Below are 20,567 nucleotides of genomic sequence, written 5' to 3' on the forward strand. Positions count from 1 at the left end.
GTGCTGATCAGTGGGTGCGCTGCGGCGCGGCAAGGTCGGCGGAATGCTCGGGCTCGCGGTCGAAGTCGCGGTAGCGGTCGGCGCTCGTCTCGCCCTCGCGGTATTCCAGCCAGGACCGCCAGAAGAAGGCGCAGGCCTGCAGGAAGACCAGCACGACGAAGAGGCAGAGCAGGACCTTGAACAGGAAGTAGCCGTTGAAGCCGTTGGGGCTGAAGCTGATCGTCTCGATGTTCCAGCGCAGGGCGCGGGCCTTGTTCAGCAGGCGGTCGAGCGATTCGGAAGCCGAGGGGTTCGGCACGACGAGATGCCGCCAGAGGAAGAACCAGGCGTAGAGCCAGATCAGCATCGCGGCCGGAACCATGAAGAGAAGCGAGCCGACCATGTCCACCACCTTCTTGGCGCGGAAGCTGATCGGCGAATAGACGAGGTCGACCCGCACATGGCCGCCCTGGACGAAGGTGTAGGCCACGCAGAGCGCGACGACGGCGGCATTGTAGAGCTTGAGCTCCTCCGACCACCAGCTCACGTCCTTGGTGAAGACGCTGCCGAAGCCGAGCGAGATCTCGGACACCGCGAAGACGCGCTGCATGAAGATCACGACGATCTGCTGCAGCACCATGAGCAGGCCCGCCCAGGCCGCGACCCGCCCGATCGCGTTGCCGAAGCCCTCGAGCCCGCGCACCATCCCCCAGAGGAAACCGGTGCGGACGTAGCCGACGATCGTGATGACGAGGAAGACGAAGAGCAGGAAGAAGAACAGCTCCTTCGAGGCCGCGAAGTAGACGAAGCGCATGAGCGATTCAGCGATGGCCTGGTCGGGCATCGAACCCGAGAAGGTGACATTCGGCACCCAGGCGAGCCAGTCGCCGGGATGGAAGATCGCGTAGGCGACGTTGTAGGGCACCTCGATCAGGCCGCCGATCACGTAGAGGATCGCGTTCCAGATCGCCACGAGCGCGCCGCCCGTCACCTCGACGCTACCGTCCACGGACTCCGCCGTGGCGCCCATCAGCCGGTCGGTGAAGCGCGTGAAGGCGTTCTCGTATGTCGGCCAGAAGCCGGCCGCCGCGACCTCGTCTTCCATCGGTGCTGTCCCTCGGGAATGGCGGGCCGGCCCTCCGGCCGGTCCCTGTCAGGCGACGCGGCCCGCCCCCGCGGGGCGGGACCGGGCGCGCGGCGGTCGGGGGCGGGCCGGGATGGCCCGCCCCGCCCGGGCGTTCAGAAGCCCATGATGCGGTCGCGCTGCCGCGTGAACGTGCCCTCGGAGCGCGAGATCCACTGCGCCGAGCTCTGCATCGAGGCCATGTAGCTGTCGTAGACGCGGGCATAGAGCTCGTCGCCCATCGGCTCCTGGATGACGTCCTGCGCGGCGGTGCCGAAGGCGTCCCAGACGGCGTCGTTGAACTCGAGCAGCTGCACGCCGCCCTGCTGCAGACGCTGCAGCGCGGCCGAGTTGTTCGCCATGAACAGCGACATGGTCCACAGGTTGCTGGCGGTCGTGGCCTGGGCGATGATCTGCTGCTGCGTGGGCGTCAGGCTCTCGTAGACGTCGAGGTTCAGCGTCAGGTTCAGGTTCGGGCCCGGCTCGTGGAAACCGGCGGTGTAGTAGAAGTTCGTCAGTTCCTGGAAGCCGGCCTTCTCGTCCGCCCAGGGGCCGATCCACTCGGTCCCGTCGATCGAGTTCGAGGCGAGCGCCTGATAGACCTCGGCGCCGGGCAGGTTCTGCACCGACGCGCCGAGCGCGCTGAGCACCTGGCCGCCCTGCCCCGGCATCCGGAAGCGCAGGCCCTGGAAGTCCTCGGGGCCGTTGATCTCGGAGGCGAACCAGCCGCCGGACTGGGGCCCGGTATTGCCCGCGGCAAAGGCCTTGAGGCCGAAGATCGAGTAGAGCTCGTCGCCCAGCTCCATCCCGCCCTCGTGGTACCACCAGTTGTTGTACTCCATGAAGGTCATGCCGAACGGGATCTGGCTGAAGAACGACAGGGCCGGGTGCTGGCCGAGGAAGTAGTAGTCGACCCCGTGATACATGTCGGCCTGGCCGGACGAGACCGCGTCGAACACCTCGAAGGCGCCGACGAGCTCGCCCGCGGCGCGCAGGTCGACCGTCAGCTGGCCGTCGGTCATCGCTGTAATCATGTCGGCGCAGTACTGGGCGCTGTCATGCACGCCCGCGAGGCCGCGGCCCCAGGTGGTGACGAGCGTCAGCGTGCGGTTGCCCTGCGCGATCGCCGGAGCGGCGAGGCCGGACGCCGCCGCGGCGGTCGCGCCGACGGTGGTCGCGCGGATGAATGAACGACGATCCATGATGTTCCTCCCAAGATCGGACCCTGTACGACACGCGCGCCGCCGTCTCCTCGCCGGCGCCGCAGGTCCCTGTTATCGATCCGGGCACCTTAGGTACGGATTACCGGAACGCAAATACCGGATAGTGCGTAGGACGGCCCGCCCGGACAGGTTTCTTGCGCCAGGGGCGGGGGACGGCAGGGCGGGATCGCTGCGATCCTCGCGCGGCGCCGCGCCGGGTCGTGCCGGTCCGATCCCGCCGGCGAGGCCCGGGGGCACGGCCCGGCGCGGGTGGTCTGACGGTCGCAGGGCGTAACCGGACCCGTCCCGGGCCTGACCCGCCCCCGGGCATGGAAGGGTGACGCCGACCCTGTCCCTTGCCTGCCCCGGGACCCCGACGGGTGGAGGGCCAGGGCCGGCGCAGGCCGCCCCCTCCCGGCTTGGTCCCTCCCCGCCCGCCGCGACGCAACGCCACGACCCGGTGCGGGGAGGGAACCGTTCCCTTGGTACGTCCGAGCGGCTATGAATGTCGCCCGATGACGTGGCGTTCCGCCCTGCCTCGCCGGTCGCTTCCGGCGCTGTCCACCGGCCAGAAGGTGTTCCTTCTGGCGGCGGTCCCGCTCGTCCTCGCCTCGGCCCTCATCGTCGCGGTCAATGCCCGCCAGACCCGGCAGCTCGCCGACCGCGAGATCGCGGCGCTGGAGGCGCAGATGCTGGAGGCGACGCGCGAGGAGCTGCGCAACTACGTCGCCATTGCCCGGACCGCCTTCCTCAACGTCTACGGCCGGGCCGCGCCGGACGATGCGGCGGCGAAGCTGGAGACGACGCAGATCCTCGCCTCGATGATCTACGGTCAGGACGGCTACTTCTTCGTCTTCGACTATGACGGGGTGAACCTCGTCGCGCCGCGCCAGACATGGCTGATCGAGCGCGACTGGTCGGGGCTGACCGATCCGAACGGCGTCGCCGTGGTGGACGAGCTGATCGCCATCGCCCGCGCCGGGGGCGGGTTTCTCGAATTCGACTGGCCGCGCCCCTCGACCGGCGAGACGGGGCGCATGATCGCCTATGTCAACGGCCTGCAGGACTGGCGCTGGGTCGTCGGCACGGGCGTCTTCATCGACGACGCACTGGCCTCGGTCGCCGCGGCCCGGGCCGAGGTGGAGGCGCGGATCGCCCGGACCTCGGCGCAGATCGTCGCCATCGCCCTCGTCGCGCTGATCGGCGTCTTCGCCACCGGCATGGTGCTGAACCTGCGCGAGCGCCGGCTGGCCGACGCCAAGCTGCGCGCCCTGACCGAGCGCGTGATCGACACCCAGGAGGAGGAGCGCGGCCGCGTCGCGCGCGAGCTACACGATTCGATCAGCCAGATCCTCGTCGGGACGCGCTACGCGCTGGAACTGGCGCGGCGGCGGCTGGCCGGGGGCGATGCCCGCGCGGCCGAGAGCCTGGAGAAGGGCATCGCCGGGATCGGACAGGCCACGCAGGAGGTGCGGCGGATCAGCCGCGACCTGCGCCCCGGGCTGCTCGACGATCTCGGCCTCGGGCCGGCGCTGAAGCAGCTGGCCGAGGATTTCTCGGCCCGGACCGGGATCGAGACCGATCTCGAGACGGTGGTCTTCCGCAACCGGATCAGCGCCGATGCCCGGATCGCCTTCTACCGCGTCGCGCAGGAGGCGCTGACCAACGTGGAGCGCCATGCCGGGGCGACCGCCGTCGCCATCCACCTGCGCGGCCATCGCCGCGGCGCCCTGCTGCGGATCAGCGACGACGGGCGGGGCCTGACGCGCGAGGACCGGCGATCCGGCGGCCTCGGCCTGCGGAACATGCAGGAGCGGATGGAGCAGCTCGGCGGCTCGCTGCGCCTGATCTCGACCGCGCGCGGCACGGTGATCGAGGCGCAGGTGCCGCTGAGCCACATGCTCCCCCCGGGCAGCCGCACCGGCGAGACCCGCCCGGGAGAGGCGGCCGGGGCCGGGATCCGCCCGACCCTCGCCCGACTGCCGGGTCCCCCCGCCGCCCCGCCGGCGGAGGCGCCCGTTCCGGTCCGGCACGGCGCAGGTCCGGGGGCCAGGCCCGCGCCCGGCGAAGGACCGCCGCCCCCGGCCGATACCCGGAAGGAACCCGCATGACCCCGACCCGCGTCCTGATCGTCGACGATCACCCGATGGTGGCCGAGGGGATCCAGTCGATCCTCGAGACCTACGACGACATCGAGGTGGCCGGCGCCCTCACCAACGGCCGCGAGGCGGTGGAGCAGGTCGAGGCGCTGGCCCCCGACGTGATCCTGCTCGACCTCAACATGCCCGTGCTGGGCGGGCTCAGCGCGACCGAGATGATCCTCGAGCGGCGGCCCGGCACGCGCGTGCTGATCCTGTCGATGCATGACAGCCCCGAATATATCGGCGCCGCCCTCGCCCACGGGGCGCGGGGCTACGTGCTCAAGGACGTGCCGACCGACGAGATCAAGGTCGCGATCGACACCGTGATGGCGGGCGAGCGCTATCTCTGCCCGGGCACCCGGTCCTCGATGGCGCCGCGCACCACCGACGGGCGCGAGGCGCTGACGAGCCGCGAGCAGGAGATCCTGCTGCGCCTTGCCCAGGGCAAGGCGAACAAGGAAGTGGCGTGGGAGCTCGACATCTCGGTCCGCACGGTCGAGACCCACCGCAAGAACATCAAGCGCAAGCTCGGCATCTCGTCCACCGCCGGCCTCACGCGCTACGCGCTGGAGAACGGGGTGCTGCAGGGCACCGGAGTCTGAAGGGAACGCGGCGCCTCGGGGCGCGCTGTCGCGCGGGATCCCGGTCGGATCTCCTCGAAGCGCACGACCGGGAGCCGTCCCGTTCCGGACGCAGCCCCGCCACCCCCGGGGAACGGTGCGATCCCGCCAGGCCGGAGGCGTCGTCCTGCGGCGTCCCGGCCCCGGGGCCGTGGCGGGCGCCCGTTCAGCGCCGCTCGCCGCCCACCCGGTACCATTTCCAGTCGTGTGGGCGCAGGGTGAAGCCGCTTCCGGCAGGGACGTCCTCGTCGCAGCGCAGGAGGCCCTTCAGATCTTCGTCGCCCACGTCGGGCTTCACCTCCACCGCGCAATCGGCGAGATTGTGGTAGGTGACGACCGCGTTGCCGCGCCAGTCGTGGCGCAGGCCGAGTACCCCGTCCGGCAGGTCCTCGATCACCGAGCACGCGCCCCAGCCGATCTCGGGTGCGGCGCGGCGGGCGCGGATCAGGCGGCGCAGCTCGGCCATGAGGGAATGTTCCTTGTCGATCTGCGCCGCGACGTTGACGCTCCGATGATCGTAGGGACCCTCGCTCGCCAGCGGGCGGACCAGCTCCCCCTCGGTGCAGGAGAAGCCCGCCATGTCCCCGGCGTTCCACGCCATCGGCGTGCGGACGGAATTGCGCTCGTCGAGGTCGAGGTTCTCGCCCATGCCGATCTCGTCGCCGTACCACATCACCGGCGTGCCCGGCAGCGCGAAGAGCAGCGAATGGGCCAGCGCCAGCCGCGCCGGATCGCCCCCCAGCATCGGGGCGAGCCGGCGGCGGATGCCGCGCCCGTAGATCTGCATCCCGTCCTCGGGCGCCCAGGCGTCGAACACCTCCTGCCGCTCTTCCTCGGTCAGCTTGTCGAGCGACAGCTCGTCGTGGTTGCGCAGGAAGTTGGCCCATTGCGCCTGCAGCGGCGGCGGCACGGGGCGCGAGAGGATCGCCTCGCGGATCGGCGCGGCATCGCCGCGCACCAGCGCCAGCGCGACCGCCTGGTTGAGCGGGAAGTCGAAGCACATGTGCATCCGCTCGTCGGTGCCGAATTCGTGGCCGCCGAAATATTCCGGGATCTTGTCGTGGGTGACGTTGGTCTCGGCCAGCAGGATCGTCCCCGCGCGGCGCCAGGAGAGGAAGTCGCGCATCTCGGACAGGAGGAGCATCGGGTCGCGGTCGGGTTCCTCCTTCAGCCCCTTGTACTCGACGAGATAGGGCACCGCGTCGACGCGGAACCCGCTGACCCCGATCTCGAGCCAGAAGCCCATGATCCGCATGATCTCCTCGCGGACACGGGGATTGGCGATGTTGAGGTCGGGCTGGAACTCGTAGAAGCGGTGCATGTACCACTTCCGGGCCTTCTTGCAGTAGGTCCAGACCGCCTCCTGCACGCCGGGGAAGACGATGCCCTTCTTGAGGTCGTCCGGCTTCTTGTCGGACCAGACGTACCAGTCGTGGCGCGGGCTGTCCGGGTCGCGCGCCTCCTCGAACCAGGGGTGGTCGATCGAGGTGTGGTTCACGACGAGGTCGACGAGGATCATCATCCCCCGCTCGCGTGCCGCGCGGCTGAACTCGACGAAGTCGCCCAGCGTGCCGAGCCGCGGATCGACGCCGTAGAAATCGGTGATGTCGTAGCCGTTGTCCCTGTTCGGCGTGGGGTAGAAGGGATTGAGCCAGAGGCAGGTGACGCCCAGCCCCTCGAGGTAGTCGAGCCGGTCGGTGAGGCCGCGGAAATCGCCCACCCCGTCGCCGTTGCTGTCCATGAACGTCTCGACATCGAGACAATAGACCACCGCGTTCTTGTACCAGAGGTCGAGCATCGTTCCGTCAGTTCCTTCTCGGGTCAGGGCCGATCTAGGCCGGGCGCCGCCCCGGGCGAGCGCGAGGGCCCGCGTTCAGGCCCCGTTCACATCCCCTGTGCGAATGTGCTGCGGTGGCGCCCGATCTCGACACCCTGCTCGCCGCCCTCGCCCATCCGGTGCGGCGGCGCATCCTGGACCGGCTCTCCTTCGGGGCGCGGGACGTGGGCGCGCTGACCGCGTGGCTCGGCCTGGCCCAGTCGACGGTCTCGGGCCATCTTACGGTGCTGGAGGGGGCGGGTCTGGTCGCGCGGGCGCGGGAGGGCACGCGGCGGATCGTACGGCTCGACCCCGCCCCGCTGCGCCTGCTCGCCCCCTGGGCCGTCAACCGGCTGGCCGCCTGGTCCGGCGCGGCGGACCTCCTGCATCTGGAAAGCGCGCTGCGCTACGGGATCCCGGCCGGGAGAAAGGCGAGCGTGGCATCGATCAGCGCGTCCAGCGCCCCGGCCCCGGCCCCGATCCCCAGCGCGTGCCCCGCCTCCACCGGGACGAAGAGTTCGCGCCCCTCATGCGCCGCGAGGAAGGCCTGCGCCGAGGCGGGCGCGACCACGCCATCCGACTGCCCCTGCGCGACGAGGAGCGGCCCGTCGAACGCGGCCAGCGCCCCCGGCGGGTCGAGGGCGGCGAGACCGGCGAAGAAGTCGCGCCCGAGGGACAGGTCCGTTCCGGGCACCGGAGCGACTGCGCCACCCGGCGCCGCCGCCATCCGCGCCAGCGTGCCGGGGGGAAACAGCGCGCCGTAGGTCGCCTGCGGATCCGCGACCGCGTTCCACAGGACCACGGCGTCGATCCCCTCGGACCGGCCCGCCGCGAGCGCCGCGACCATCCCCCCCTGGCTGAAGCCGAGCAGGACGAGCGGACCGTCGGTCCGCTCCGCCAGCCAGGCCGATGCGGCAAGGGCGTCGCCCACCTGCCCCTCGATCGTGGTCTCGGCGAAGGTCAGGTCGCGGAGGGACTCGCCGGACCCCCGGAAGTCGATCCGGAGGCTCGTCCAGCCCGCCTCCGCCAGCCGGTCCGCCGTGTGACCCAGCAGGCCGCGCGGGACCGGGGCGCTCGCCGCCTCGTCCCGCGTGCCGGTGAACCCGTGGAGCAGCAGCACCGCGCCCCGCGCGGGTCTGTCCGGCTGCGCGAGCGTCCCCGCGAGCGCGCCGCCCCCAAGGGTCACGTCGCGCTCGCCCGGGCCCGCGGCGACGAGCGCCGGCTGGCAAACCAGGGCCAGGGCCAGGGCAAGGACGGGGATGGGACGGGCGGGGATCGGACGGGCGGGCATGGGCGGCTCGGGTCGGGGCGGGGCGGGGCGGGGCCAGTCTGGCGCGGCGGCCGCGCCGCTCCAACCGATTTCCCCACCGGGGGGAACAGGGCGGGCAAGGTCGCGTTGGCGAGGCAGGATCACTGCGAGGAGCGACCATGGCGGAGCGCACGGCCCCACCATTCTACCGCCGCGAGGGCGACCGCGTCGTCCGCGCGGACCATCCCGCCCCCCGGCCCCGGTCACTGCCCCGGGGCGAGGCCGAAGCCCAGACCGACGCCGAGGACATCGGCAGCCGCCCGCCCCCGTCCGATCCCTCCGCCCAGCCGACCGACATCGCAGGGCAGGGCTGGTGGGCGGTGCTCAAGCGCACCTACGCCGAATCGGTCGAGGACCATGTCAGCCTGATCGCCGCGGGCTGCGCCTTCTACGGGTTGCTCGCGCTGTTTCCCGGCATCGTCGCGGCGCTGGCGCTGGCGGGGTTGCTGACCAGCCCGCAGATCCTGGTCGACCAGCTCTCGTCGCTGGCGAACATGCTGCCCGAGGGGGCCGCCGACATCATCATCGACCAGGCGACCGCGGTCGCCGGGTCCGAGACGGGGGGGCTGACGCTCGCCGCGCTCTTCGGTCTGCTCGTCGCGTTCTACTCCGCCTCCAAGGCGATCCAGTCGATCGTCGAGGGGCTGAACGTCGCGTTCGACGTGAAGGAATCGCGTGGATTCGTGGCAGTCTACGCGACGAACTTCGTCCTCACGCTGGGGGTGATCGTCGGCTTCCTCCTGATCGCGGTCCTCGGCGCGGCGCTGCCGACCCTGCTGGCCTGGGTGCGCTTCGGCGCACAGGCCGAACTGGCCGCGCAGATCCTGCGCTGGCCGCTGATGCTGGCCGTGGTCGTGGGCGGGCTGTCGATCCTCTACCGCTTCGGGCCGAACCGGACGGTGCGGTGGCGCTGGATCACGCCCGGCGCGGCCTTCGCGACGCTTCTGTGGGTGATCGGCACCGTGGCCTTCACCTTCTACGCGTCGAATTTCGGCTCGTACAACGAGACGTTCGGGACGCTCGGCGGCGTGATCATCCTGCTGACCTGGCTCTGGCTCTCCGCCTACATCGTCCTGCTGGGCGCCGAGATCGACAGCGAGATCGAGCGCCAGGCCAAGCACGACCCCGCCGGGACCGGCCGGCTCAAGCCCTGAGGGAGGCAGATCAATGTCCGAGCGCTGGTGGGCCGACAAGGTCGGCTATCAGGTCTATCCGCTGAGCTTCCAGGATTCGAACGGCGACGGGATCGGGGACATTCCCGGCATCACGTCCCGTCTCGACCACCTGTCCGATCTCGGGATCGGGTTCATCTGGCTGTCGCCCGTCTATGCCTCGCCGCTGGCCGACAACGGCTACGACATCAGCGATTACCGCGCCATCGAGCCGCGCTTCGGCACGATGGCGGACATGGACAGGCTGATTGCCGAGGCGAAGGCGCGCGGCATCGGCATCGTCATGGACCTCGTGGTGAACCATTCGAGCGACCAGCACGCCTGGTTCCGGAATGCGCTGACCGGGCGCGGCGCCGAGTTCCGCGACTTCTACGTCTGGCGCGACCCGGCCCCGGGCGGCGGGCCGCCCAGCGACCTGCGGTCCTATTTCGGCGGCCCCGCCTGGCACCTGCACGAGGCGACTGGGCAGTACTACCTCGCCCTCTTCGATCCGGGCCAGCCGGACCTCAACTGGGACAATCCCGCGATGCGGGCCGAGATCTGGGACATGATGCGCTGGTGGCGGGACCGGGGCATCGCCGGCTTCCGCATGGACGTGATCGACCATATCGGCAAGGACATCGACGCGGGCATCCTGACCGACGGCCCCACCCTTCACGAGCGCCTGCAGGAAATGCACCGCGAGGTGCTGGCCGGGTCCGACCTGCTGACCGTGGGCGAGACGTGGTCGGTCACGCCGGAGACGGCGCCGCTCTATGTCGATCCGGACCGGGACGAGCTGCACACCCTCTTCCAGTTCGCCCATATAAGCGCCCATTGGGACGAAGCGCACGGCAAGTGGAAGCCGCTCGATTTCCAGCTGCCGACACTGAAACGCGTCTTCCAGGACTGGCAGGACGTGCTGGCCCCGTTCGGGCCCGGCGCGCTGTTCTGGTCGAACCACGACCTGCCGCGCGCGGTCTCGTCCTTCGGCGATGCGGGGGAATGGCGCGTCCGCTCGGCCCGGGCGCTGGCGCTGGCGCTGCACGGGCTTCAGGGCACGCCCTACATCTACCAGGGCGAGGAGGCGGGCTTCACCAATGCCGGCTTCACCTCGATCGACGAATACCGCGATGTCGAGACGCTCAACATGCACCGCGAAAGCCTGGAGGCCGGGATGGACGAGCCCGACTTCCTGCGCGGCGCGGGCCGCAACAGCCGCGACAATGCCCGCGCCCCCGTCGCGTGGGAGGCGGGGCCGGGCCACGGCTTCACGACCGGCGCGCCCTGGATCGGCTTTCCGTCGAATGCCGAGGAGGTGAACATCGCCGCCGACCGCGCCGATCCCGAGGGGGTCTTCGCGCTCTACCGCCGCCTCGTCGCGCTGCGCAAGGAGCAGCCGGTGCTGGTCCATGGCCGGACGCGCCTGTTCCTGCCCGAGCATCCGCAGGTCTGGGCCTATACGCGCACCCATGAGGGGCTGCGCCTGGCGGTCGTTGCCAACCTCTCCTCCGAGCGGGCGGAGGCCGAGATCGACCCCGAGCTCGCCGTGACCGGCGCGGGCCTCGCCGGCAGCGTGGAGCCCCGCGACCGGATCGAGGCGGGACGCCTCGTGCTGGAGCCCTGGGAAGCGATCTGGGTCCTCGGGGCGGCCTGATCGTGAAATCTTGTTGCGCCGGATCGCGCCGGCGCGACATTTTATCCGCGCCGCCCGGTTGACGCGTCCTGCCGCGCATGCATAAGTCCGCCCCGCACGACAGGAGAGCCGGGATGAGCACCGTCCTTGTAATCGTAGGGAAGATCATGCGCATGGGCCGGTGACGGCAGGATCCATATCCAGACCCATGCGCCCTCGGATTTCCGGGGGCTTTTTTGTCGGCAAGACCCGAGTGGCGAGACGCGAGGAGCGAGAGATGCCAGCGCAAGCGAACCGGCCCGGAATGACGGGCGCGAAGATGGTGGTCCAGGCGCTGAAGGATCAGGGCGTGGAGGTCGTGTTCGGCTATCCGGGCGGCGCCGTGCTGCCGATCTACGACGAGATCTTCCAGCAGAACGACATCCGCCACATCCTCGTCCGGCACGAACAGGGCGCGATCCATGCGGCCGAGGGCTATGCCCGCTCGACCGGCAAGCCCGGCGTCGCGCTCGTGACCTCCGGCCCCGGCGCGACGAACGCCGTGACCGGGCTGACCGACGCGCTGCTCGATTCCATCCCGCTCGTCGTGCTGACGGGCCAGGTCCCGACCTTCCTCATCGGTTCGGACGGGTTCCAGGAGGCGGACACGGTCGGGATCACCCGCCCCTGCACCAAGCACAACTGGCTGGTGAAGGATCCGGCGAAGCTGTCCGGCACGATCCACGAGGCGTTCCACGTCGCCACCTCCGGCCGGCCCGGCCCGGTCCTGGTCGACATCCCCAAGGACGTGCAGTTCGCCTCGGCCGAGTACACGCAGAAGCAGGCGGTGAAGTCCCATTACCAGCCGAAGGTGAAGGCCGACCCCGCCCCGATCGAGGCGCTGGTCGAGGCGATGGAGCGGGCCGAGCGCCCGGTCCTCTATACCGGGGGCGGCGTCATCAATTCGGGCCCCGCCGCCAGCCAGCTGCTGCGCGAACTGGTCGGGGCGACGAACATCCCGATCACCTCGACGCTGATGGGCCTCGGCGCCTACCCCGCCTCCGGCCCCGCCTGGCTGGGGATGCTCGGCATGCACGGCACCTACGAGGCCAACATGACGATGCATGGCTGCGACCTGATGATCTGCGTCGGCGCCCGGTTCGACGACCGCATCACCGGCCGCACCGACAGCTTCTCGCCGCAATCGATCAAGGCGCATATCGACATCGACGCCTCGTCCATCAACAAGGTCATCCATGTTGACATCCCGATCCTCGGCGACGTGGCCCACGCGCTCGAGGATATCCTGAACGTCTGGAAATCGCGCGGCCGGAGGCTGGAGCGCGAGGCGCTGCAGGGCTGGTGGACGCAGATCGACGAATGGCGCGCGGTCGACTGCCTCGCCTTCAAGCCGTCGGAGCGCACGATCAAGCCGCAGCATGCCGTCCAGCGGCTCGAGGCGCTGACCAAGGGGCGCGACCGCTACATCACGACCGAGGTCGGCCAGCACCAGATGTGGGCGGCGCAGTACATGGGCTTCGAGGCACCGAACCGCTGGATGACCTCCGGCGGGCTCGGCACGATGGGCTACGGCTTCCCCGCCTCGATCGGCGTGCAGCTCGCGCATCCGGACGCGCTGGTCATCAACGTCGCGGGCGAGGCGTCCTGGCTGATGAACATGCAGGAGATGGGCACGGCGATGCAGTACCGCCTGCCGGTCAAGCAGTTCATCCTCAACAACGAACGGCTCGGCATGGTCCGCCAGTGGCAGGAGCTGCTGCACGGCGAGCGCTATTCGTCGAGCTGGTCCGAGGCGCTGCCGGATTTCGTCAAGCTGGCCGAGGCCTTCGGGGCCAAGGGCATCCAGGTGAGCGACCCGGCGGACCTCGACGACGCGATCCGGGAGATGCTGGACCATGACGGGCCGGTCATCCTCGATTGCCTCGTCGAGAAGCACGAGAACTGCTTCCCGATGATCCCCTCGGGCAAGGCCCATAACGAGATGCTGCTGGGCGAGGCGAGCACGCAGGGCGTGATCGATTCGGCGGGGGCCGCGCTGGTCTGATGCGGCGCGCCCTCCCCCTCGCCCTGCCGCTGCTGCTCGCCGCCTGTTCCGGCGACGGGGTCGTCGACCTCGCCGGTCGCGGCGAGCGGATCGAGATCGGCGGCGATGTCTTCGACGTCGCGGTCGAGGGGCGGCGCGCGATGGTGCGCAACTACTCGACCGGGATCGCCAACCAGGCGCGCCTCTTCCGCAACGCCGAGGCGGCGGTGGTGATGGCCACCGGCTGCGACGTGACCGAGATGACCCAGCGGATGGGCGTCAACACCTACGATGCGCGCTTCGATTGCGGCGCCTGACGAGCAAGGAAATCCCATGTCCCTCAACATCGAGAAGGGCTCGACCAGCCATTCGGCCTACAACCTGCGCCCCGACTGGTCCGAGACGGTCGAGCGGCACACCCTCGCCGTCGTGGTCGAGAACGAACCCGGCGTGCTGGCCCGGGTGATCGGCCTGTTCTCCGGGCGCGGCTACAACATCGAGAGCCTGACCGTGGCCGAGATCGACCACGAGGGACACCGGTCCCGGATCACGATCGTCACCTCCGGCACGCCGCAGGTGATCGAGCAGATCAAGGCGCAGCTCGGCCGGATCGTGGTCGTGCACGACGTGCACGACCTGACGGTCGAGGGGGCCAGCGTCGAGCGCGAACTGGCGCTCTTCAAGGTGAAGGGCACGGGCGACAAGCGGGTCGAGGCGCTGCGCCTCGCCGACATCTTCCGGGCCTCGGTCGTGGATTCGACGCTCGAGAGCTTCGTCTTCGAGGTGACGGGCACGCCCGAGAAGGTCGACGCCTTCGCCGACCTGATGCGCCCGCTCGGCCTGATGGAGGTGGCGCGGACCGGCGTCGCCGCCCTGTCGCGCGGCCACGGCTGACTCCGCCCGCATTTCCGTCGCCCCGGTCGTCGGGGGCGAGGCGTGCCGGGTCGGCGCGCCGCGGGGCGGGGCCGGCGGACCTTCTGACCGGCTCCAGTTTCCCCGGCCCCGGCAGCCCCCGTATCGAACGACGCCGCCCCCGTCCGTGCGGACCGGCCGGCCGAGGACTGGCCGGCCGAGGACCGGACCCGCTCCCCTTTCGCCGGCGCCCCTGGGGAGGAATGCTGCCGGACAGGGGCGCGGGGCCGGAGTCCTTGGCCCCCGGGCTGCGGGGACCGTCCAGGCGATCATCGTGCCACGGCTCGCCCCCTTACCGCGAGGGGGCGTCCTCCCTGCCCCGCCGGCATCGGCCATGGATGGCCGGGCCGCGCCCCTGCCCTGCGCCAGGCGACGCCGAGCGTCATCATGTCGCGCTCTGGCGCCCCGCTCCCCCGTCTGGTTGAAAGGGGAGACGACGCCCCGAAGGGGCCCCTGACCGGAGACGCGCCCGATGCCTCAGAAGATCATCATCGACACCGATCCCGGCCAGGACGACGCCGTCGCGATCCTGCTCGCCCTCGCCTCGCCCGAGCTGGACGTGCTGGGCATCACCGCGGTGGCCGGCAACGTGCCCCTGGCCCTAACCGAGCGCAATGCGCGGATCGTCTGCGAACTGGCCGGCCGCCCCGACATCGGGGTCCGCGCCGGCTGCGACGCGCCGATGTCGCGCCCCCTCGTCACGGCCGAGCATGTCCACGGCAAGACCGGGCTCGACGGGCCGGAGCTGCCCGAGCCGACGATGCCCCTGGCGGAGGGCCATGCCGTCGACTGGATCGTCGAGACCCTGCGGCGCGAGCCCGCCGGCAGCGTGATCCTCTGCCCGCTCGGGCCGCTGACGAACATCGCCACCGCCTTCGCCCGCGCCCTCGACGTGGTGGAGCGGGTCCAGGCCATCGTCCTGATGGGCGGCGCCTATTTCGAGGTGGGCAACATCACGCCCGCGGCCGAGTTCAACATCTATGTCGATCCCGATGCGGCGGCGGCGGTGTTCCGCTGCGGCCGGCCGATCACCGTCCTGCCACTCGACGTCACGCACAAGGCGCTGGCCACGAAGGCCCGCGTCGACGCCTTCCGCGCGATGGGCACCAGGGTCGGCGACATGGTCGCCGCCTGGACGGATTTCTTCGAGCGCTTCGACAAGGAGAAATACGGCTCGGAGGGCGCGCCGCTGCACGACCCCCTCGTCATCGCCTGGCTGCTGAAGCCCGACCTCTTCTCCGGTCGCCACATCAATGTCGAAATCGAGACCGGCTCGGATCTCACCCTCGGAATGACCGTCGCCGATTGGTGGCGGGTGACGGACAGGGCGCCGAACGCGACCTTCATCGGGGACGTGGACGCGGAGGGCTTCTACGCCCTGCTGACGGAGCGTCTCGCGCGGCTCTGAGCCGTCTCCCCCCGCGCGCCCCCGCCCCCTTATCTTGCCCGAAATACTCCGGGGGAGTCGCCGCCAGGCGACGGGGGCAGCGCCCCCTCCCCCGAATCCCGTCAGCATACCGGTCCCCGGGCCTTGCGGAGTCGCGCCTCGCGCGTCATCGCTCTTATCTTGCCGCAAATACTCCGGGGGAGTCGCCGTCAGGCGACGGGGGCAGCGCCCCCGCCCCCGTGTCCGGTCAGCGCGCCGATCCCTGGGCCGCGCCGTAGCCCCCCGGTGTCGGCGTCACCACCGTGACCGCCTCGCCCGGGGCCAGCCTTGTCTGCGCGCAGGCGGGCAGCCGCTCGACCGACCCGTCCGCCCGGCGGATCTCGGTCCGTCCGACCTCGCCGGGGCCCCCGCCCGCGATCCCCTCCGGCGGGCGGGCACGGTGCGAGGACAGGATCGCGCAGTCCATCTCTGCCAGGAAGCGGATGGTCCGGCGCGTGCCGTCCCCGCCGGGGCACGCCCCCGCGCCACCCGACCCGTCCCGCAGCGCGAATTCCTCGAGCAGCACCGGGAACCGCATCTCGAGCACCTCGGGATCGGTCAGGCGCGAATTGGTCATGTGGGTATGCACCCCCGCCGTCCCAGCAAAGCCCCGCCCGTCGTTCATCACCCCGGCGGGAGAGCCGGAACAGATCGTCTCGTAATACTGGTAGGCGTCGTTGCCGAAGGTCAGGTTGTTCATCGTGCCCTGCGCGTTGGCGAGGCTCCCCAGCGCCATGAAGAGCGTGTTCGTGACGTGCTGCGAGGTCTCGACATTGCCCGCCACCACGGCGCGCGGATAGGCGGGCCGCAGCATGGACCCGTCGGGGATCACGATGTCCACGTGCCGCAGGCAGCCCGCGTTCATCGGGATCGGGCTCTCGACCATCACCCGGAAGACGTAGAGCACGGCGGCCCGCGCCACCGGCTCGGGAGCGTTGAAGTTGTTCTCCATCGCCGCCGACGTGCCGGTGAAGTCGACCGTCGCGCGGCGCGCCTCGCGGTCCACCGTGATCCGCACCCGGATCGTCTGCCCGGTATCGGTCTCGTAGGACGCCTCGCAATCCGAGAGCCGCCCGATCAGCCGCGCGACCTCCTCGGCCGCGTTGTCCTGCACGTGGCCCATATAGGCCTGCACGACGTCCAGCCCGAACTCGCCCACCATGCGCCGCAGCTCGGCCGCGCCGCGCTCGTTGGCGGCGACATGTGCCTTGAGGTCGGCGATGTTCATAGCCGGATTGCGGCACGGATAGGGATGGTCCGTCAGCAGATGCAGCGTCGCCTCCTCGCGGAACACGCCCTCCTCGCAGAGCAGGAAGTTGTCGATGAGCACCCCCTCCTCGTCGACGGATGTGGCGAGCGGCGTCATCGACCCCGGCGCGGTGCCGCCGACATCGGCGAAATGGCCCCGGCTCGCCACCCAGAACAGGATCTCGGTCCCGCATTCGTCGAAGACCGGCGAGACCACGGTGATGTCCGGCAGGTGCGTGCCGCCATTGTAGGGCGCGTTGAGCGCGAAGACGTCGCCCGGCCGGATCGTCTCGTTCTGGCGGATGATCGCCTCGACCGAGCGGTCCATGCTGCCCAGATGCACCGGCATGTGCGGCGCGTTCGCCACCAGCGCGCCCGAGGCGTCGAACACCGCGCAGGAGAAATCGAGCCGTTCCTTGATGTTGACCGACTGCGCCGTGTTCTGCAGGGCCACGCCCATCTGCTCGGCGATGTTCATGAAGAGGTTGTTGAACACCTCCAGCAGGATCGGGTCGGCCTCGGTCCCGGCCGCCAGCTGGCGCGGCGCGGCCTCGTGCCGGCTCAGCAGGATGTGGTCGGCGGCGGTGAGCTCGGCCGTCCAGCCCGGCTCGACCACGATGGTCTGGTTCGCCTCGATGATCAGCGCCGGGCCCCGCGCGCGCATCCCGGGCGCCATCGCCTCGCGGCGATGGATCTGCGCGTCGTGCCATTCCCCGCTGGAGAACAGGCGCCGCGTCCCGGCCCCGGCGGCGTCGCGCGGTTCGGCGCGCGCGACGTCCGGGGCGCTCGCGTCCGGCCGCGTTTCCGTCCCCTCGACCTCGACCGCCTCGATCACGATGGCCCGGCCGGGCGAGAGGAAGCCGAACTGCGCGCGGTGGGCTGCCTCGAAGGCCGCCCCCGCCCCGTCCATCTCGCCAGCATAGGCGACCGGCAGCGCGGTATCCGTCCCCTCGTAGCGCAGATGCAGGCGCACGGCCCGGTCGTGCCGGGTGACCCCCTGCGCCGCGAGATCGGCGGCGACGGCGCGCGACAGCTCGTCGATCGTGGCGCCCAGCGCGTCCCGGCTGTCCGAGGAGAGGTCGCGCACCAGCCCCTGCTGGCGCGAGGCCGAGACCCGCGCCAGCCCGATCCCGTAGGCGCTGAGCAGACCCGAGAGAGGATGCACCAGCACCGCCTCCATCCCCAGCGCGTCGGCGACCAGGCAGGCATGCTGCCCGCCCGCCCCGCCGAAGGAATTCAGAAGGTAGCGCGTCACGTCGTAGCCGCGCTGGACGCTGATCTTCTTGATCGCGTTCGCCATGTTCTGCACCGCGATCCGCACGAAGCCCTCGGCCACCTCCTCGGCAGATTTCCCCTCGCGCTCCGCGATCCCGGCGAAGCGGGAAGCGACGGCGTCCCGGTCCAGCGGCTGGTCCTGGCCGGGGCCGAAGATGGAGGGGAAGAGGTCGGGCTGCAGCTTGCCGAGCATGACGTTTGCATCCGTCACGGTCAGCGGCCCGCCCCGCCGGTAGGCGGCGGGCCCGGGATCGGCGCCGGCGGAATCCGGCCCCACCCGGAACCGCCCCGGCTCGGCATGCAGGATCGAGCCGCCCCCCGCCGCGACGGTATGGATGCGCATCATCGGCGCCCGGATCCGCACCCCCGCCACCTCGGTGTCGAAGGCCCGCTCGTACTCGCCCGCGCTATGGGCGACATCGGTCGAGGTGCCGCCCATGTCGAAGCCGATCACCCGGTCCCAGCCCGCCGCGCGGGCCGTCTCGACCATACCGACGACGCCGCCGGCGGGGCCCGAGAGGATCGCGTCCTTGCCCTGGAACGCCTCGGCCGCCGTCATCCCGCCCGAGGACATCATGAACTGCAGTACCGGCCCCGGCGCGCCCGCCGGGGTCGCCCCCAGCGCCTCCGCGACGCGGGCGACGTAGCGCGACAGGATCGGCGTGAGATAGGCGTCGACCACCGTCGTGTCGCCGCGGCCCACCAGCTTGACCAGCGGCGAGACCTCGTGGCTGACGCTGACCTGCCCGAACCCCGCCTCGCGCGCGGCGGCCGCCAGCGCGGCCTCGTGCGCGGGATGGGCCCAGGCATGCATCAGGACGATGGCCACCGCGTCGATCCCGTCCGCCTTCGCCTCCGCCAGCGCCGCGCGCGCGGCGGCGGGGTCGAGCGCGCGCTCCACCGTGCCGTCCGCGCGTACGCGCTCGTCCACCTCGACGACCCGCTCGTAGAGCATGTCCGGCAGCAAGATCTCCTTGGCGAAGATGTCGGGCCGCGCCTGGTAGGCGAGCCGCAGCGCGTCGCGGAACCCCTTCGTGATCAGCAGCAGCACCCGGTCGCCCTTGCGCTCCAGCAGCGCATTGGTGGCGACGGTCGTGCCCATCTTCACGGTGCCGATCCGGCCGGGCTCGATGGCCCCGCCCAGCAGCCGGCGGATCCCCTCGATCGCGGCGTCCTCGTAGACGCCCGGATTCTCGCTCAGCAGCTTTAGCGGATGGAGCCCGCCGTCCGGATCGCGGCCCACCACGTCGGTGAAGGTGCCGCCCCGGTCGATCCAGAAATCCCAGACGCTCATCGCCGCCTCCGTGACGAAGGGGGGGCAAGGCGTGCCCTGCCCCCCTTATCTTGCCGAAAATACTCCGGCGACCGGCCTGCCACGGGCGCGCCGCCCGGGCAAGCGCGGCCCCCGCCTCAGAGGTAGCGGTTGACCAGGTTCTCGAGCCGCTCCTGCCGGCCGGATCTGGGCGCGGGATTGATCCCCTCGGCCAGTACCCTGTCGGCGATGGCGCCGAGATCGCTGGACAGCAGGTCCGATCCCTCCCAGCCGGCATAGCGGGCATCGCGCGCCGCCTCGAGCTTGCCGTCCTCCAGCATCCTGGCCGCCGCCTTGAGGCCCGCCGCGCAGACATCCATCGCGCCGACATGGCCGAGGATCAGGTCCTCGGGGTCGAGCGACTGGCGCCGCAGCTTGGCGTCGAAATTGGTGCCGCCGGTCGAGAAGCCGCCCGCCTTCAGCACCTCGTAATAGGCCAGCGCGACCTCGGGGACGTTGTTCGGGAACTGGTCGGTATCCCAGCCGGACTGGTAGTCGTTCCGGTTCATGTCGATCGAGCCGAGCAGCCCCATCGACCCGGCCAGCGCCAGCTCGTGCTCGAAGCTGTGCCCGGCGAGGATCGCGTGGCCCTGCTCGAGGTTCAGCTTCACGTCGTTCTCCAGCCCGAACTCCTTGAGGAAGCCGTAGACCGTGGCGACGTCGTAATCGTACTGGTGCTTGGACGGCTCCTGCGGCTTGGGCTCGATCAGGATCGTGCCGTCGAAGCCGATCTTCTTCGCGTAGTCCACGACCATCGTCAGGAAGCGGCCGGCCTGCTGGCGCTCCTTCTTGAGGTCGGTGTTCAGCAGCGTCTCGTAGCCCTCGCGCCCGCCCCAGAGGACGTAGTTCTGGCCGTTCAGCTGCTTCGTCGCGTCGATGCAGGTCTTCACCGTCGCGGCGGCGAAGGCGAAGACCTCCGGATCGGGATTGGTCGCGGCGCCCGACATGTAGCGGCGATGCGTGAAGAGGTTGGCCGTGCCCCAGAGAAGCTTCGCCTTCGAGCCCTCCATCTTGCCCTCGATGTAGTCGACGACGGCCTTGAGGTTGTCGGTGTTCTCCCTGAAGTCCTTGCCCTCGGGGCGGATGTCCGCGTCGTGGAAGCAGAAGAACGGCACGTCCAGGATGTCGAACATCTCGAAGGCGACGTCGGCCTTCATCTTCGCCAGGTCGAGCGAGTCGCCGAACCAGGGCCGCTCGAAGGTCTGGCCGCCGAAGGGATCGCCGCCCTGCCAGGCGAAGGAATGCCAGTAGGCCACCGAGAAGCGGAGGTGATCCTCCAGGCGCTTGCCCATGACGATCTCGTCCGGGTTGTAGTGCCGGAAGGCGTAATCGTTTTCGGACTCGGGGCCTTCGTACTTGACGGGCGACATGCCCTTGAAGAAATCGGTCATCGG

Annotated in this window: 14 protein-coding genes and 1 pseudogene; 9 read left to right on the plus strand and 6 right to left on the minus strand. The window is 70.6% G+C overall.

Annotated elements, in window-relative coordinates; translation table 11 throughout:
- Window positions 1–7 precede the first annotated feature (7 nt).
- Together BUE30_RS02055 and BUE30_RS02060 are read right to left on the minus strand one after the other, a co-directional pair.
- The gene (locus BUE30_RS02055; RefSeq protein ID WP_073326153.1) at window positions 8–1,084 is read right to left on the minus strand and encodes a TRAP transporter small permease subunit; all 1,077 of its coding nucleotides are present in this window, start codon (window positions 1,082–1,084) and stop codon (window positions 8–10) included.
- Window positions 1,085–1,218: 134 nt separating this feature from the next.
- Window positions 1,219–2,304 (minus strand): TRAP transporter substrate-binding protein, encoded by a 1,086-nt coding sequence (locus BUE30_RS02060; RefSeq protein ID WP_073326154.1) that lies wholly within the window; start codon window positions 2,302–2,304, stop codon window positions 1,219–1,221.
- A 515-nt stretch (window positions 2,305–2,819) separates the two neighbouring features.
- Here BUE30_RS02060 and BUE30_RS02065 point away from each other — a divergent pair.
- Together BUE30_RS02065 and BUE30_RS02070 are read left to right on the plus strand one after the other, a co-directional pair.
- The gene (locus BUE30_RS02065; RefSeq protein ID WP_212590697.1) at window positions 2,820–4,415 is read left to right on the plus strand and encodes a cache domain-containing protein; all 1,596 of its coding nucleotides are present in this window, start codon (window positions 2,820–2,822) and stop codon (window positions 4,413–4,415) included.
- Window positions 4,412–5,047 carry a response regulator transcription factor gene (locus tag BUE30_RS02070; protein WP_073326156.1) on the plus strand — a complete coding sequence of 212 codons (636 nt, stop codon included), beginning with the start codon at window positions 4,412–4,414 and terminating at the stop codon, window positions 5,045–5,047. The genes BUE30_RS02065 and BUE30_RS02070 overlap by 4 nt, the downstream gene beginning before the upstream one ends.
- Window positions 5,048–5,231: 184 nt before the next feature.
- Here BUE30_RS02070 and BUE30_RS02075 read toward each other — a convergent pair whose 3' ends face one another.
- The gene (locus BUE30_RS02075) at window positions 5,232–6,863 is read right to left on the minus strand and encodes an alpha-amylase family protein (RefSeq protein WP_073326158.1); all 1,632 of its coding nucleotides are present in this window, start codon (window positions 6,861–6,863) and stop codon (window positions 5,232–5,234) included.
- 113 nt (window positions 6,864–6,976) lie between these two features.
- Between BUE30_RS02075 and BUE30_RS18235 the strand changes: the two are divergent.
- Window positions 6,977–7,198: pseudogene (locus BUE30_RS18235) on the plus strand (ArsR/SmtB family transcription factor); the annotation flags it as partial.
- A gap of 89 nt (window positions 7,199–7,287) precedes the next feature.
- On the opposite strand, the gene BUE30_RS02085 reads toward BUE30_RS18235, so the two are convergent.
- A complete protein-coding gene (locus tag BUE30_RS02085; RefSeq protein WP_073326160.1) occupies window positions 7,288–8,172 on the minus strand; it encodes an alpha/beta hydrolase in 885 nt (294 codons plus the stop codon).
- A 137-nt stretch (window positions 8,173–8,309) separates the two neighbouring features.
- On the opposite strand from BUE30_RS02085, the gene BUE30_RS02090 reads away from it, so the two are divergent.
- From BUE30_RS02090 to BUE30_RS02115, 6 genes are all read left to right on the plus strand, one after another.
- The gene (locus BUE30_RS02090) at window positions 8,310–9,344 is read left to right on the plus strand and encodes a YihY/virulence factor BrkB family protein (RefSeq protein ID WP_083601016.1); all 1,035 of its coding nucleotides are present in this window, start codon (window positions 8,310–8,312) and stop codon (window positions 9,342–9,344) included.
- Between the two features lie 13 nt (window positions 9,345–9,357).
- Complete coding sequence (locus BUE30_RS02095; protein WP_073326163.1) at window positions 9,358–10,998, plus strand: alpha-glucosidase; 1,641 nt, start codon at window positions 9,358–9,360, stop codon at window positions 10,996–10,998.
- A 187-nt stretch (window positions 10,999–11,185) separates the two neighbouring features.
- Window positions 11,186–13,021 (plus strand): acetolactate synthase 3 large subunit, encoded by a 1,836-nt coding sequence (locus BUE30_RS02100; RefSeq protein ID WP_280157089.1) that lies wholly within the window; start codon window positions 11,186–11,188, stop codon window positions 13,019–13,021.
- Window positions 13,021–13,317, plus strand: coding sequence for a hypothetical protein (locus BUE30_RS02105; protein ID WP_073326168.1), 297 nt, complete (start codon window positions 13,021–13,023; stop codon window positions 13,315–13,317). Before BUE30_RS02100 ends, BUE30_RS02105 begins: the two co-directional genes overlap by 1 nt.
- Before the next feature lie 16 nt (window positions 13,318–13,333).
- Window positions 13,334–13,894, plus strand: coding sequence for an acetolactate synthase small subunit (gene ilvN / locus BUE30_RS02110; protein WP_073326170.1), 561 nt, complete (start codon window positions 13,334–13,336; stop codon window positions 13,892–13,894).
- A gap of 490 nt (window positions 13,895–14,384) precedes the next feature.
- On the plus strand, window positions 14,385–15,320 hold the full coding sequence (locus BUE30_RS02115; protein WP_073326172.1) for a nucleoside hydrolase: 936 nt from the start codon (window positions 14,385–14,387) through the stop codon (window positions 15,318–15,320).
- Between the two features lie 226 nt (window positions 15,321–15,546).
- Here BUE30_RS02115 and BUE30_RS02120 read toward each other — a convergent pair whose 3' ends face one another.
- Both BUE30_RS02120 and xylA read right to left on the minus strand, forming a co-directional pair.
- Window positions 15,547–19,155, minus strand: coding sequence for a hydantoinase B/oxoprolinase family protein (locus BUE30_RS02120; RefSeq protein WP_073326174.1), 3,609 nt, complete (start codon window positions 19,153–19,155; stop codon window positions 15,547–15,549).
- Window positions 19,156–19,271: 116 nt separating this feature from the next.
- Window positions 19,272–20,564, minus strand: coding sequence for a xylose isomerase (gene xylA / locus BUE30_RS02125; protein ID WP_073326176.1), 1,293 nt, complete (start codon window positions 20,562–20,564; stop codon window positions 19,272–19,274).
- Window positions 20,565–20,567 lie beyond the last annotated feature (3 nt).

It is taken from the genome of Wenxinia saemankumensis (assembly GCF_900141735.1).
Taxonomy (GTDB): Bacteria; Pseudomonadota; Alphaproteobacteria; order Rhodobacterales; family Rhodobacteraceae; genus Wenxinia; species Wenxinia saemankumensis.